Raw genomic sequence first — 14,522 nt, 5'->3', positions numbered from 1 at the left:
GACTACAACACCCGGAAAAGGCGTGTTGGCCTGCATTCATGAAAAAGGAAAATACGGAAACCAGTACGAGCTGATCTCCAACTTCAAGCACGGCGACCTTGACATTGAAATGGATTTCATGCTGGCCAAAGGTTCCAACTCCGGCATTTACCTGCAAGGAAATTACGAAGTACAGCTTTTCGACAGCTGGGGTAAAAAGACGGCCAAATACAACGATTGCGGCGGTATTTACGAGCGCTGGAACGATTCAAAACCGGAAGGCGAAAAAGGTTACGAAGGTTACGCGCCGCGTTTCAATGTAGCGAAAGCGCCGGGCTTGTGGCAGAATATCAAGATATCGTACCAGGCGCCACGTTTCGACGCAAATGGAAAAAAGGTATCGAATGCAGTTTTCCTTTCTGTTGTGTTAAATGGCATCACGATCCACGAGAACGTAGAAGTAAGCGGCCCTACCCGCGGTTCGCTGACTGCCGAGGACGTGGCAATGGGACCAATCCGCATTCAGGGCGACCACGGTTCACTGGCGATCAAAAATATCGTTATCAACAATTTCGATAAAAAGCCGGGTACCCTTTCTGAGCTGAGCTACAAGACTTACTACGGTGCTTTGTCGGAAACAGAAGATCTCTCAAAACTGACTCCCGCTGAAACAGGCAAATCGCAGGACCTGAGCTGGGAAATCCTGAAAGAAAACAACAACTACTCTTACGTTTACACAGGAAGATACAATGCACCAACTGCGGGCGAATACAACTTCAAATTGCAGGCTTCGGGCAACTCTTACCTGAAAATCGATGGCAAATACGTGATCGATGCGCAATGGAAGAACAACAATGAATTCCGCACAGGAAGTGTGAACCTGAAAGAAGGTGACCATACCATTGAAATCTTCAACAACAAAAAAGACGGCTGGATGCGTCCTGTCCTGGGATTGTGGGTAAGCGGACCGGGCTTCCGCGAAGTGGCTTACCACAGCAAAAGCTCAGTTATGGCATCAGGCTCCACGGACCCTATCCTGATCACTGCGGGTACCAATACCATTACACGCAGCTTTATGGATTACAAGGCTGATGACAAAGGCAAGAGACAACGCGCGGTTCACGCCGTTTCAGTTGGCAGCCCTACCAACCTGCATTATACCTATGATATGGACAAAGGAAACGTGTTGCAGGTTTGGCGCGGTGAGTTCCTGGATGCTACTCCTATGTGGCACGACCGCGGCGACGGTTCTTCCCGTCCGCGCGGCAGCGTTACCTTGCTGGGCGACAATATGATTTTGGGTAAAGTAAGCGGCAAATCGAAGTGGGCAGCCGATACAGCCGGCAGCGGCTATCGTCCGAAAGGCTATGTACTCGATGATCAGGATGTACCTACATTCCAGTACCAGGCATTCGGCTCAACTGTTACCGACTATATGTCGATTGTTAACAACCAATATTTTGAAAGGATTATAAAAGTAAATAACCCGACCAAAAACCTGGTTGCAAGACTGGCCGACGGTGCGAACATTGAGAAAGTGTCTGACGCACTTTACGCAGTCAACAACAAATCGTATTATATCCAGCTTGCCGACAAGAACATCAAACCCGAGATCAGAAGTGTTGACGGACGTCAGGAATTAATTGTTCCGGTGACGAATGGCGAGGTGAAGTATTCTATCCTGTTCTGATTAAATCCCAATAGATATCGCATTGATAATGAAAAAATTAATTCAGATTACATTCATTTTCTTGGCAACACTTAATGTGCTGAAAGCGCAGGAGTCGCCCAAAGAAGAAGATTTCTACAAAATCGTCACCCCGCCCATTCCGGAAGGTATTATCCTTGAAGTTGGTGGATTGACTACAATGCCAAACGGTTCTCTGGCCATTTCAACCCGCCGCGGCGAGGTCTGGATCGTGGATAACCCAACCAGCCGCTCACCTTATTTCAGAAAGTTCGCGACGGGCTTGCATGAAATCCTGGGCTTAGCTTACAAGGAAGGTGCATTGTACTGCGCACAGCGCGGCGAGCTCACGAAGCTGGTTGACAAAAACGGCGACGGAAAAGCAGATGTTTACGAAACGGTTTACCAATGGCCGCTTTCAGGTCACTACCACGAATATTCATTCGGTCCCAAACTGGCACCGGACGGAAGCTTTTTTGTAAGTGGTAACGTAGCATTTGGTGACGAAGAATGGTGGAGAGGCGAGAGCCGCGTGCCTACCAGAGGCTGGATTTTCCACATTACCAACGATGGTAAATACGAACCATACGCAACGGGAGTTCGCTCCCCGGCGGGTATCAGCATGCTGAATGGCGAGCTGTTCTATACCGACAACCAGGGTGACTGGATGGGAACAGGCGCTATTTTCCAGGTTAAAAAAGGTGGCTTTATGGGTCACCCGGCAGGTTTGAAATGGGCTGGATTACCTAACTCACCTGTGAAGCTGACTGAAAGGCAATTCTTTGCTGAAAGAGATAACCGCCAGAACAAAGACGCAAATGGCCGCGCGATCAAGCCGGAGAATACATTGAACGAAACACCTCAGTTCTTGTACCAATTGAAAGAAAAGTATGATATGGTACAGCTTCCGGCAGTTTGGCTGCCTTATGGTGTACACGGTGTTTCTACTGCTGAGCTGATCCTTGATGATACCAAAGGTGGTTTCGGTCCATTTACCGGACAGGTTTTCGTGGGCGATCAGGGACAAAGCAATATCATGCGCATTGTGATGGAAAAAGTGAAAGGTGAATACCAGGGAGCAAGTATCGGATTCCGCAGCGGGTTCCAGTCTGGTGTTTTGAGAATGGCTTTTGACAAAGACGGTTCTATGTTCGTAGGCGAAACCAACCGCGGCTGGGGCTCGGCAGGTGACGCTAACCAAGGCTTGCAGCGTCTGGTTTGGAATGGAAAAATGCCTTTTGAAATGTATACTGTAAAAGCGCAGCCAGATGGTTTTGAAATCGAATTCACCATGCCGGTTGACCGCAAGTCAGCAGAAGACCTGGATTCTTATAAAGTGAGCAGCTATTTGTACAAACATTATCCTGTGTACGGCAGCCCTCAGATCAACCTGGAAGACGTGAAGATCAAAGGTGTGAAGGTATCTGACGATAACAAGAAAGTACGCATCGTACTTGACGGAATGCGCCAGTACTATGTTCACAAGATTTCGCTGGAAGGTGTGAGAGCGGCTACAAACAGCTGGTCACTTGTTCACCCGGATGCTTACTACACTTTGAACAACATTCCTGACGGTGAAAAATTGAAAGTGTCTGAGTTGAAAACTACCAGATCGGGTGCAGCCGCAACTGGAAGTGCTTCGTCAACAGGTTCATCATCACCTGCTAAAGAGCACGTTTCCCCGGATGGGAAAGGCAAGCAAACCGCAGCAGTAAGCAGCAAAGCACCAACCTGGGCGGAGATCAAACCGATCCTCGAAAAGAATACCTGCCTTGCCTGCCACGCGGCCGACAAGAAAGTAGTGGGTCCATCTTACCAGGATGTTGCCAAAAGGAAATATTCTAACGAGAAAATAGTTGACCTCATTTACAATCCTAAGCCTGAAAACTGGCCGGATTATGCAACACCAATGGCGCCAATGCCGCAGGTACCAAAAGCAGAAGCGGCTAAAATCGCTGCGTGGATCAACTCTCTTGCCAAATAAGATTGCTAAATCCGTAATTGCATTGTTACAAAAGGTTGTCTGTAAAACAGGCAGCCTTTTGTGTTTTTGAAGCCCTGATACTTTCTCAGGAAAGCTGTATCTTCACACTATAACTCAGACGGATGCAGGTCAGATTGCACGTTTTGTTGTCTGAAATGCGTTAGTTGATATTGAATACCGTAAGTCTGCTATGTCAATTCTGCGTGACCTTTCTTTCTTGAAATCCGTTAAAGGCAAGATCTTCCTCGGCTTTTTCGTGGCGTCCATTGCGCTTGGTGCATCGTGGATTATCACCAATCTGGCTTTCCACCAGGTTATGGGAAAGGTGGAGATGATCTCTACGCCCAATGACAAGCTGCGGCTGGTTAATAAAATTTTCAAGAATATCCTGCAACTCGACCATTTGCAGCGGATTCGGCGAATGAACGATGAAGAGCACAAGGCAGCTGTTATGTCCAAATCCGCTGAGTTGTCTGCCACGCTCGATTCACTTAGCGACATGAGCCTCGATGATCCCTACCAGATTATCAGGATCGATTCCATGAAGAATATCCTGAAAGAGCGTGACAAGATTTACGGTAATTATGTAAAAGTCCGCTCCAAGCTGGTCAACACCAAAACACTGGAAGATGAGGTCAAGAACATCTCGGGATTAATCACCACAAAGCTCAAACCGGACAGTACGGTTGTTAAAACCGAAAAACGTACTACTACCACGACCATTTATACAGTACCTGATTCTGTTCAGAAAGCAACGGAGAAGAAAGGTTTTTTCAACCGCGTTTTCGGCGGCTCCAAAAAGGGCAAAAAAGAACAGGTTGCAGCACCAGCCCCGAAAGTAGTGCAGCGCCAGGAAGTGAATGTGGAAGTGGATACCATTAAAGTTGCAAAGGAAGATAGTACCATCGAAAAAGTAGGGGAAGCGGTACACGCCATTGAAAAGGCGCAGAAAAAGCGGACAATAAGCTTTGTAGATAAGGAACAGGAATTAGCTACGGCCGGTAATTCCCTTGTCAATCAACTTCTGAGCGTCATGCAGGAAGTGGAAGGTCAGGTACTGAAACAATCTGATCTCGACAGCCGCCAGGCCAATTATATGGTCAATAAAAGCATTGATATGCTCAAATGGGTCATGATCGGGTTTTTCCTGTTAACTGCATTGCTGATCTACCTGATCTTTACGGATATCACCAAAAGCAACGATTACCGCAGCCAGCTGGAAGAAGCCAAGGAAGAGGCCGAGTACCATAGTATGGCGAAACAGCGCTTTCTGGCAAATATGAGCCACGAGATCCGGACTCCGCTGCAATCCATTCTGGGTTACACGGAAGCTTTGAAAAAAGCCGACAAGCCGCGCAAGCAGGACCTGGAAACGCTCTATTCCGCTTCCGAACATTTGCTGTACCTCGTTAACGAAGTACTCGATTACAGCCGCATTATTTCTGACAGGTTTACATTCGAGGAGCGTGTTTTTGCGATAACGCCGCTATTGAATGAGGTTATCCAGGTATTGAAACCGAATGCAAATTCCAAAAACCTATCACTGCGGATTGAAAATCTATTACCTGCCAACCTATACCTCTGCGGGGATCCTTTCAGGTTGCGCCAGGTTTTGTACAACCTGCTTACCAATGCAATTAAATTCACTGACAGCGGAGAAGTTGTACTAAAAGTGAAGAGTGTTGAATTAAACAACAATGTACAGGTAGAATTCATCGTTTCCGACACCGGCATTGGCTTGTCGCCTGAGCAGGTTCAACGCATTTTCAACCAGTTTGAACAAGCTGACTCGTCTATTTCCCGCCGATACGGAGGCACAGGTTTGGGTCTCACAATTGTAAAGGCGATTGTGGAGGCAATGCGGGGGAATATACGCGTTAAAAGCAGTCCAGGACAGGGCACAACTTTTTTTGTAACCACCAGTATGAAAAAAGCTGACACACTGGAAATGACAGAGGAAGTACCTGAAAGAGACTATCACGTTACCGGCAAAGTGTGGCTGGTAGACGACGATTCCTTCATTCTCAAATGGTGCTCTTCCGTTCTCGAAATGAACGGCATTCCGCATAACTCATTCTCATCTGCAGAGGAGGTACTTAACCGGCCCTGGGATAATCAGGTAAAATTCGTATTGACGGATATGCGCATGTCCGGCATGAATGGAGCCGAGCTTTGCAAGCGGCTAAGGAAAGTAGCCGGTGCAGATGTAAAATTCTTTGTTCTGACGGCGCAGGTACTTCCGGAAGAACGCTCAAACCTGCTTAATCTTGGTTTTGACGGGTATCTGATGAAGCCGTTTCATTCCAAAGAGTTACTTGAATTGCTGGAATCCTCTTCGGCAACGAAGCCGCAGGTCAGGGAGCATCGGGCCGTTGAACTGGACTTTACGATGCTCAATGAAATGACTTTCGGGGATGAAAGCTTAATGCGGGAGATCCTCGACCAATTCGTGAAAGACTCCCGCCAGGACGTAGATGCACTGGAGATACATCTCGAATCCCGGGAAATGAATAAAGTAATGGAGATTATGCACCGAATGGCGGGACGCACCGGGCAAATCGGGGCAAAAGAGCTTTCGGCGCGTTTCCGGGTATTCGAGATTGAGCTGCGCAATGATGTAACGCAAATTCCTTTTGCCGATATGCAGCAAATTACACGTGATGCAAGATCGGTAATCGAGCAAATAGAAGAAAAAGCGCTCGCCTACTCGATCTGATATTTTTCAATCTTATAGTAAAGAGTTTTCCTGTCGATATTCAACAACTTGGCAGCTTTGCTCTTGTTATAACGGACTTCCTGCAATACTTTTTCGATCATTTCTTTTTCGTGCGTCTCCTGCAAAGCTTTCAGGTCGGAGCCCGTTGCTTTTGGGGTACCTTCCATCGCAGTAATCATTTCAGCAGGCAATGCACTGGATGTTGCCACCTCTTCCTTTGAGAGCAGTACCAATCTTTTGATTACATTGTTAAGCTCCCGCAAATTTCCCGGCCAATCATATTTCTGGAAAATCTCCATTACCTCTTTCGAAAGCTCTTTTACATTGCGGTCGAGTTCCTGGTTGGCTTTGTCTACGAAATGCTGAATAAAAATGCCCAGATCTTCGCCGCGCTTCCTCAATGGGGGCACCTCAATTTTGAACTCATTCAAACGGTGATAAAGATCTTCGCGGAAATCACCGGCTGCGGCACTGGAAATCAGGTCTTCGTTGGTTGCTGCAATAAGCCTTACATCCACTTTCACCTGCTGGGTACCTCCTATCGGAACAATGATACGTTCCTGCAATGCGCGTAATAGTTTGATCTGAACATCGTACCCGAGGTTACCAATTTCATCCAGAAATAAGGTACCGCCGTCGGCCGCTTCAAACTGACCGATTTTGTCCATTAGCGCACCGGTAAATGCACCTTTTTTATGGCCGAATAGTTCGCTGGCAGCCAGTTCTTTGGAAAGCGAACCGCAGTCTATCGCGACAAACGGTCCATTACTACGTTTGCTCAGCTTGTGAATGGATTTGGCTACGTGCTCTTTTCCCGTACCACTTTCCCCCTGAATGATCACCGACATATCTGTTGGTGCCACAAGGCGGACGTACTCGTATAGTTGCTTGGATATTTTACTTTTGCCCTCAATATATTCAAGAGACTGTTTATCTGATTTAATACCACTTTTAGCCTTTGGCGCGCCTTTCACACCGGAAGCCTCTCCTTTATTAAGTGCCTCACGAAGAACCATTAACAATTCTTCCGGATTAACAGGCTTGGTAATATAATCGAATGCACCCAGCTGCATGGCGGTAACTGCTGTTCTCACATCGTGAAAGCTCGTCATAATGAATGCAGCCGTCCGGTTCCCTTCTCCCCTTAATGATTTAAGAAAATCCACAGAATTCCCGTCTGGCAGGCGATAGTCCAGCATTAATACTTCAAATGGACCATTGGGATCGTTATGAAGTGCTTCTCTCGCCTCTTTCAAATCGGCACAAGCTCTGACCTGATGTCCATGTTTGCCCAGAAAGTTGGTCAACAGTTTAGAAAAGGTGGTATCGTCTTCAACGAGGAGCAGGTGAGCCATGAGAATAAAGTATGTCAGAAATAAATAGCTATCTAACGAGCCGATGAAATGTAAAATTATAAAAACAAAAGTCAAAAAGCCGGAGAAATGTCCGGCTTTTCATTGTGACTGCGGCAAAATGAGGGGCCAGCGTTCTCAGTCCACTTTCCGCCCGTATTTGTCAAGACTCACTATCGTAGTCTCGTCGCCTTTTTTAAGGTTGATTTCGTAGTACTGAGCGTTGTTTTCTCTTGTAATCAGGTATGCACTAGCCACTTTCCAGTCTGCGTAACCATCACCGGAGAGGGTGGTTTTTACAGCTTCCGGCAGATCTTCCGGTCTTACAGCTACCTTGTTTTGATCTACTGTTCTGACAGCCATTGTCGCAGCTGAAGTGTCCGCAAACGGTGAGGAAAATGCGAGGCAAATGCCTAGTATGGTTCCTAAAAAAAGTTGTTTCATCCCATTGAAGTTAATGTAAGTACTGCATTAAAGGCGTATTTACCTGGTGTACCCGCAACAAAAAAAGCTTTTTAGATGGTCTTAAAAAAACTTTCCGGGATCATTCTTGTCAGTCAATGCAAACTCAGAAATACTTCACAACAGCCGTTAACTCAGAATTTTCATAGCCAATCCAACTTTAACCAAAGTAATAGCGGCCTTTCCTGTAAATTATTCAACTAATTTTTATTGTTAACTATGAAAAAGAAACATTTCGACTATCTTTGCATAGTTGATTTTTTCTACAAGACAATAGAACTTATACTACATTCAATTACGCTATACATTCAAAGTTGAATCTCTGTTGGCATTTTTTCTCAACGTTATTTAATACCTATCGCTTAGTTAAGATCAGAAAGAGCCTGTTTCCAGGCTCTTTTTGTTTTGGTACCCGCCCCCCTTCCGTTCCGGAACTCAAAATTGTTTTTCCCCATCTTCTGATCTAAAGCTTTTCAAAGGGCGTAGGTCTCTACAAATCTTTCGAGGTACGAAAGAGCTCAATAACCTTTGAAGCTATGAACCAATTATTGAAGACAAAGACCAATTCTGCTAAGGAAGAAGAAGGCAATGTGTCGCCGGTGAACAGGCGCTCATTCCTGCGTGCAGCCGGTATCGCTACCTCACTGGGCACTATTGCACTCACTACTGCTTGTAACGACGACGATGATCCAAATCCTACTAACCCCGGCGGTGACACCGTTGATCTTGGCTCGGGAGATGTAGGTGTATTAAACTATGCATACGCGCTGGAACAACTTGAAGCTGCTTTCTATTCACAAGTGATTACGACGCCTTACGCCGGCATGACGGACGCGGAGAAAACCATCCTCACTGACATTCGTGATCACGAGATTGTCCACAGGGATTTCTTCAAAGCTGCATTGGGTGATAAGGCGATCAAAGGTTTAACCCCCAATTTCGCCAGCATTGATTTCACTAAAAAAGATGCGGTTTTAGGTGCTGCGAAGTTGTTTGAAGATACGGGCGTTGCTGCATATAATGGTGCGGGCAAGCTGCTTAAAGATGGTGGAAATTTGTTGCTGGCTGGTAAAATCGTTTCTGTGGAAGCACGCCACGCTGCTGTGATCCGTGATTTGATCAAACCAAAATCGGCTGACTTTGCTGGTGACGACATTATTGATGCCAATGGAATGGACAAGGCTGTTTTGCCTGCGGATATTCTTGCAGCAGTGAAAGGATATGTCAAAGAAACTATCACCGGAGCCAACGTCGGCAAATAATCTTCACAATTAATCTGAATCAGAAATCATGGATATATTTAAAATAATTGACGATTTTCAAAAGGCTGACGGTGATGCAGTGGGCAGACTTGAATACGCGACCCGCCGCCATTTTATGAGCAAAATGAGCAGTAAAGTGGCTTTGGCTGCTGTGCCAACTATGTTCGCGAGTATTGTCAACAAGGCATTCGGACAATCGGCTGCGGCTGTGGATGTACTGAATTATGCTTTGACACTGGAATACCTGGAAGACGAATTTTATAAGGCAGGACTAGCTGCTGCCAACCTGATCCCGGCCAGCGACAGAACTATTTTCACACAAATCGGCAAACACGAAACGCAGCACGTTGCATTCCTTGTTAAGGCGCTAGGAACGAAAGCGATTGCAAAACCATCTTTTGATTTCCAATACGGTGGCGCATTCGGTGATGTTTTCTCTAATTATAAAACATTTGTGACAGTCTCGAGCGCACTGGAAGATACGGGTGTCCGCGCTTACAAGGGACAGGCGGGCGCTTTGCTCGCTGATCCGCAGATTCTTGAATATGCATTGCAGGTGCATTCAGTTGAAGCACGCCACGCGGCAGTTGTGCGCAGACTTGCCTCGACTGTTACAGGAAATGCAGCAATGAAAGGCTGGATCACAGGGAAAGAAGGCGCGGTACCTGCTATTTATGCAGGTGAAGAAAATATGACACAAGGCGGCAAAGACCTGAAAGGACTCGCTTCCAAAAGCGACGCTGCCATCACAGAGGCATTTGACGAGCCTTTGACCAAGCAACAGGTACTTGCCATTGCAGGACCATTCATAAAAGCATAATTGTAAATTCTCCCTGTTGGACATATACATACACTTGTCAGGTGACAGTATGTTCGAAATGTTACGGCACACTATGTTTGACCTCGAAAAGGCTACCCGATGGTAGCCTTTTCGCATTTCTGGCGGAATAGTCAATTTTCCGGCTGGTTAACCGGGCAGGATTGTTAAATTTGATTATTGATCAAAACTAAAATATCCTGAACCTAGAATGAACCCCGCATTTAACAGAAGAGGTTTTTTGAAAAAAAGCGGCTTGACCGTGCTGGGTACCGCATTGGGCAGCCAGATGGTTTTTGCCGACCGGATGCCGGAGGGATATGTACCTCTTGCATGGGACGAAGGTGATGCGCTGAAAGGTAAAAATCCGGAAATGATCGTGCAGGGCGACAAACCCTGGAATGTTGAATCACCTGTACACCTGCTTGACGATAAGGTTACCCCGGTGGACAAGATGTTTATCAGGAACAATGGCTTGATACCGGAGAAAATAGATGTAAGCAAATGGACGCTGACGATCGACGGCGAGTCTGCCAAAGCCACTAAGACCTATACACTGGAAGAGCTCAAAAAGAAGTTTAAAACCTATACTTACCAGCTTGTACTTGAATGCGGCGGCAATGGACGCTCCGGCTTTACGCCGCAGGCTTCAGGTAACCCCTGGGGCCAGGGCGCTGTACATTGCGCTTCGTGGACCGGAGTACGTTTGAAGGATATCCTTGCTGATGTAGGCATTAAAGATGACGCAGTTTACATCGGCTACCATAGCAAAGATCTCCACCTGAGCCGCGATCCAAAGAAAGAGTCTATCTCGCGTGGCGTGCCCATTGCGAAAGCGCTTGAAAACGAAACTTTGATCGCCTGGCAACTGAATGGAAAGGATATCCCTGAATTCCATGGCTATCCCTTGCGGCTTGTGATCGGCGGCTGGCCTGCTTCTGTTTCGGGTAAATGGCTGAGCGGGATTTCTATCCGTAATAAAGTACATGACGGCGCTAAAATGGATGGACATAGCTATAAGATGCCCAAAAGTCCGGTTGCGCCTGGTGAAGATGTCCCGCAAACAGACCAGTATTTCAGGATCATTGAATCAATGCCGGTAAAATCGCTGATCACTTACCCTAAAACGGGCGCGATGATCAAGCCGGACAGCGAACTTGCATTGCGTGGTCACGCCTGGGCGGGCGATCTGAGTGTGAAGAAAGTGGAAGTATCGATCGATTTTGGCTCAACCTGGAAAGAATGCAAACTGGAAGCACCGGTTAACAGGTTGGCCTGGCAGCATTGGGAAAGCAAAATCAAGTTTCCTACCACGGGCTACTACGAGGTGTGGGTGCGTGCTACCGATTCCAAAGGTGTGGCCCAGCCTATGATTATCCCGGCCTGGAACCCGGGCGGGTACCTTAATAATGCGTGTGAAAGAATTGCAGTGAAAGTTGGTTAAAACGAAACTATGAAGTTATTGATATCGCTGTGCACCAGCCTCGGCATTCTGCTTTTCTCAATTAATGAACAAGCCAGGATACCAGTGCGGCACGTAGCTGCTTCATTGGCAGATACAGTTAAAAAAGATCCTGAAACGGGTTTGGTTACAGATGGAAATCTGTACCTGGTAAAAGCGCAATGCACTACTTGCCACAACTCCAAACTAATCCTCCAGAACAGGTTTACCCGTGACGGCTGGAAACAGAAAATCCGCTGGATGCAGAAAAACCACAATCTTTGGGATCTGGGCGAGACAGAAAAACCAGTACTCGATTACCTCGAAAAGCATTACGGTCCGACAGTTACCGCCGCCCGAAGAGCGCCATTGAAAGACATCAAGTGGTATAAGCTCGACCAATAGTCCATTTTATTTTTTATTACTGAATAGCGTACGCGTGCAATCCTTTTTGAATTTTCCAGCTGGAAAACTGGCGTTTCTGATTTGTTTTCCGGTTTTAAGTGCCTTTGTCAATTCCCCATTAAATACATCAGCTGAAAGCCGCTTTTTACAGGCTGATCCGTCAAACCCGCTCAAAGCTGAGGTGATTGGAATACAGGATGGGGATACCATTGAATTGAAATACATTTATAACGGCCGAAAAGCGGGCCAGAGAGCAGGAAAGAATATCCGGATCAGACTGCTTCACGTAAACTGCCCGGAACGCGGCCGCCCTTATTACAAGGTTGCGAAGGATTTTACTTCCAAATACTGCTTCCGCAAGGTGGTACAAATCCGTCACACAGGCGAGTTTGACAGATACGGTCGCCTGCTTGGGGAAGTTGTAGTTCCCGGCGGGAAGATCCTGAACAAGGAACTGGTCAAGAATGGACTGGCTGTTCACTTCAAAAAGTACTCTTCCAGTGTGGAATACGCCAACCTGGAAATTCAGGCAAAGAAGCAGAAGCTGTGTATATGGAGTCAGCCTGGTTTGTATACGGGTAAATATTAAAACTAGTCAGCAATGAATAATCCCGCATTATTTAAGATCCTCTATCAGGACGAGACACTTTTCTATTTAGGGGATATTAAAACGGGCACTCAGGAAACTGCGGCGAGAATCGAAAAAGCCTCTGAACCGGCACCGGTGCAAACCAATGTAGCTGCAGCAATGCCTGTAAGTAATCCCAAGCCGGCGATTCAGGCAACTCCTGTAATTCCGGTGGCAACTCCCCCCACTCCTCCCGTAGCCCCAGAGTTCCCGTCGCTGCGCCACAAAATTTTGATCCTGATTGACGAGCCGAAGCAGGAGGAAATACTTGCATCAGAAGCGGCTTTTTTGAACAATATCCTGAAAGCTGTCGGCCATTCCACGGACCATTCTGACATTCTCAATTTCAGTTTTCTGCCAGGTACCGATGCGACAAAGGTGTTTAAAGACAAGAAAACCAACTATTTTATCACATTCGGCGTGCCGCTGATCAAGCTGCATCTGGACCTGCTGCTGCCGCCTTATACCCCCAAAAACATCGAGGGTGTCTGGTTCCTTTTAACTGACCCGCTCGTGGTGATTGAAGCTGATCGTAATCTGAAGAAAAAACTCTGGCAAGCTTTACAGAAAATGTTTGAAGTGTCCTAGATGTGAGTGAGTTACCTTTTTTAATAGCCGATCATCACAATAATGTAGTGAAATTCTGTGTTTTCATGGATAATCGCAGGTTAACCCATGAAAAGCTATGGCAAAATTCACTGAATACATTGCAAACTGGTTCCGCGCGAAGGAGGCTGACGAGAACCAATATTACGATGATGAACCTGTCGAGGTAAATGTAAATCCCACTCCAACCTCCTCAGTTACTGCAATTCAACAAACTACTTTATCGGAAAACCAGCCGGTTCAGGCAGCACCTGTTTTGCAACAGCCTGCATTCGATGTACAGGAATTGCCGAAAGTAGAGGTGACAATCCCCTACTGGCTGGAAGACGAAGATATGCTCCGTGACGAAGGTGTCTTGTTCGGATTGTCAGAATCGGACCCGAACGAAAAAACCGACATTATCCAAAAATACTTTTCAAACCTTGCTGCCGGTCACATTGCCAACATAGAGCAGCAAAATGAGCGTATTCAGGAGCTGAACCTTTTTATCGGCCAAAAAAATAACCGGATCGATGAGTTACAGGAGCGCCTGAAACTTCCGGCCGCACAGCAGGCAGCGGAGCACCATTTACCAAGAACGCTGATTGGTATAACCTTATGCATTGCAATGTGCATTGGTAACTTCTTCCTGATCCGCGAGTCGCTCAAACCCGTTTTCAATGATAATTCATGGATTGCGCTGGGTGTTTTCCTGGCCGGTATGTTCAGTCTCTTCGGCAGGATTTCATTGTTTCACGATACAGATTCGAAAGTAACCTGGAAATCGCTGCTGGAAGAAGTCGGTCTTCCGTTTGCCTCTGCGCTGTTTGTGTTTGCCAATGTGGTCACACACCAGACCTGGTGGCAGGCATTTGCGCTTTTCATCTTTGTTTTCTTCCTGTTCCTTTTTGCCGGAAAACTGCTGCTGAGCAATATCACCTTACTTCGCAATGATCTGCAAGCCTGGCTGAATATCCGCAAGAACCGCCAGGATTCGAGTGACAACCAGTATAGCTGGGAGGCTGAATGCCAGACTTTACAGGGAGAAATTGATGAATTAAGGGTCAAAAAGTGGCAGGTTTTGAGGGAACAAAGTACAGCTGAAACCGAGCGGGACAAGCTGTATGCCAAACGCGATATGCTGATCAAACTCTTCGAAAGTGAGTTCTATCTGGCCCGCCGCATGAAAAATGAGCTTACAACC

The 14,522-nt window shown here is 46.6% G+C and carries 12 protein-coding genes; 10 read left to right on the top strand and 2 right to left on the bottom strand.

Annotation, left to right across the window (positions count from 1 at the left end; translation table 11 throughout):
- The 3 genes from ACTIE6_RS27800 to ACTIE6_RS27790 form a co-directional block, all read left to right on the top strand.
- Positions 1-1,669: family 16 glycoside hydrolase (locus ACTIE6_RS27800; RefSeq protein ID WP_439559739.1), on the top strand; the 1,669-nt coding region annotated here is incomplete at its 5' end.
- A 28-nt stretch (positions 1,670-1,697) separates the two neighbouring features.
- The gene (locus tag ACTIE6_RS27795) at positions 1,698-3,650 is read left to right on the top strand and encodes a c-type cytochrome (RefSeq protein WP_439559738.1); all 1,953 of its coding nucleotides are present in this window, start codon (positions 1,698-1,700) and stop codon (positions 3,648-3,650) included.
- 190 nt (positions 3,651-3,840) lie between these two features.
- The gene (locus ACTIE6_RS27790) at positions 3,841-6,366 is read left to right on the top strand and encodes an ATP-binding protein (RefSeq protein ID WP_439559737.1); all 2,526 of its coding nucleotides are present in this window, start codon (positions 3,841-3,843) and stop codon (positions 6,364-6,366) included.
- Here ACTIE6_RS27790 and ACTIE6_RS27785 read toward each other — a convergent pair.
- Together ACTIE6_RS27785 and ACTIE6_RS27780 are read right to left on the bottom strand one after the other, a co-directional pair.
- The gene (locus ACTIE6_RS27785) at positions 6,354-7,721 is read right to left on the bottom strand and encodes a sigma-54-dependent transcriptional regulator (protein WP_439559736.1); all 1,368 of its coding nucleotides are present in this window, start codon (positions 7,719-7,721) and stop codon (positions 6,354-6,356) included. The genes ACTIE6_RS27790 and ACTIE6_RS27785 overlap by 13 nt on opposite strands.
- A gap of 135 nt (positions 7,722-7,856) precedes the next feature.
- On the bottom strand, positions 7,857-8,162 hold the full coding sequence (locus ACTIE6_RS27780; RefSeq protein ID WP_439559735.1) for a hypothetical protein: 306 nt from the start codon (positions 8,160-8,162) through the stop codon (positions 7,857-7,859).
- Positions 8,163-8,716: 554 nt separating this feature from the next.
- Between ACTIE6_RS27780 and ACTIE6_RS27775 the strand changes: the two genes are divergently transcribed.
- The 7 genes from ACTIE6_RS27775 to ACTIE6_RS27745 all read left to right on the top strand — a co-directional run.
- Positions 8,717-9,442, top strand: a complete 726-nt coding sequence (locus ACTIE6_RS27775) for a ferritin-like domain-containing protein (protein WP_439559734.1) — start codon at positions 8,717-8,719, stop codon at positions 9,440-9,442.
- Between the two features lie 28 nt (positions 9,443-9,470).
- Complete coding sequence (locus tag ACTIE6_RS27770) at positions 9,471-10,262, top strand: ferritin-like domain-containing protein (protein ID WP_439559733.1); 792 nt, start codon at positions 9,471-9,473, stop codon at positions 10,260-10,262.
- Positions 10,263-10,470: 208 nt separating this feature from the next.
- Complete coding sequence (locus ACTIE6_RS27765; protein WP_439559732.1) at positions 10,471-11,703, top strand: sulfite oxidase; 1,233 nt, start codon at positions 10,471-10,473, stop codon at positions 11,701-11,703.
- 9 nt (positions 11,704-11,712) lie between these two features.
- The gene (locus tag ACTIE6_RS27760; RefSeq protein ID WP_439559731.1) at positions 11,713-12,105 is read left to right on the top strand and encodes a hypothetical protein; all 393 of its coding nucleotides are present in this window, start codon (positions 11,713-11,715) and stop codon (positions 12,103-12,105) included.
- Between the two features lie 46 nt (positions 12,106-12,151).
- Positions 12,152-12,694: a thermonuclease family protein gene (locus tag ACTIE6_RS27755; protein WP_439559730.1), complete on the top strand. Its 543-nt coding sequence runs from the start codon at positions 12,152-12,154 to the stop codon at positions 12,692-12,694.
- Between the two features lie 12 nt (positions 12,695-12,706).
- The gene (locus ACTIE6_RS27750) at positions 12,707-13,321 is read left to right on the top strand and encodes a hypothetical protein (protein WP_439559729.1); all 615 of its coding nucleotides are present in this window, start codon (positions 12,707-12,709) and stop codon (positions 13,319-13,321) included.
- Positions 13,322-13,418: 97 nt separating this feature from the next.
- A partial coding sequence (locus tag ACTIE6_RS27745; protein WP_439559728.1) for a hypothetical protein occupies positions 13,419-14,522 on the top strand: 1,104 nt, incomplete at its 3' end.

This window comes from Dyadobacter sp. (assembly GCF_051859145.1).
Classification (GTDB): domain Bacteria; phylum Bacteroidota; class Bacteroidia; order Cytophagales; family Spirosomataceae; genus Dyadobacter.
This window is presented reverse-complemented; position numbering and strand designations above follow the sequence as displayed.

Excerpts from the sequence above, each read along its gene's own strand:
- ACTIE6_RS27760 (WP_439559731.1), top strand. The coding sequence starts at position 11,713 with ATGAAGTTATTGATATCGCTGTGCACCAGCCTCGGCATTCTGCTTTTC.
- ACTIE6_RS27775 (WP_439559734.1), top strand. The coding sequence starts at position 8,717 with ATGAACCAATTATTGAAGACAAAGACCAATTCTGCTAAGGAAGAAGAA.
- ACTIE6_RS27770 (WP_439559733.1), top strand. The coding sequence starts at position 9,471 with ATGGATATATTTAAAATAATTGACGATTTTCAAAAGGCTGACGGTGAT.
- ACTIE6_RS27795 (WP_439559738.1), top strand. The coding sequence starts at position 1,698 with ATGAAAAAATTAATTCAGATTACATTCATTTTCTTGGCAACACTTAAT.
- ACTIE6_RS27780 (WP_439559735.1), bottom strand. The coding sequence starts at position 8,162 with ATGAAACAACTTTTTTTAGGAACCATACTAGGCATTTGCCTCGCATTT.
- ACTIE6_RS27765 (WP_439559732.1), top strand. The coding sequence starts at position 10,471 with ATGAACCCCGCATTTAACAGAAGAGGTTTTTTGAAAAAAAGCGGCTTG.
- ACTIE6_RS27790 (WP_439559737.1), top strand. The coding sequence starts at position 3,841 with ATGTCAATTCTGCGTGACCTTTCTTTCTTGAAATCCGTTAAAGGCAAG.
- ACTIE6_RS27750 (WP_439559729.1), top strand. The coding sequence starts at position 12,707 with ATGAATAATCCCGCATTATTTAAGATCCTCTATCAGGACGAGACACTT.
- ACTIE6_RS27785 (WP_439559736.1), bottom strand. The coding sequence starts at position 7,721 with ATGGCTCACCTGCTCCTCGTTGAAGACGATACCACCTTTTCTAAACTG.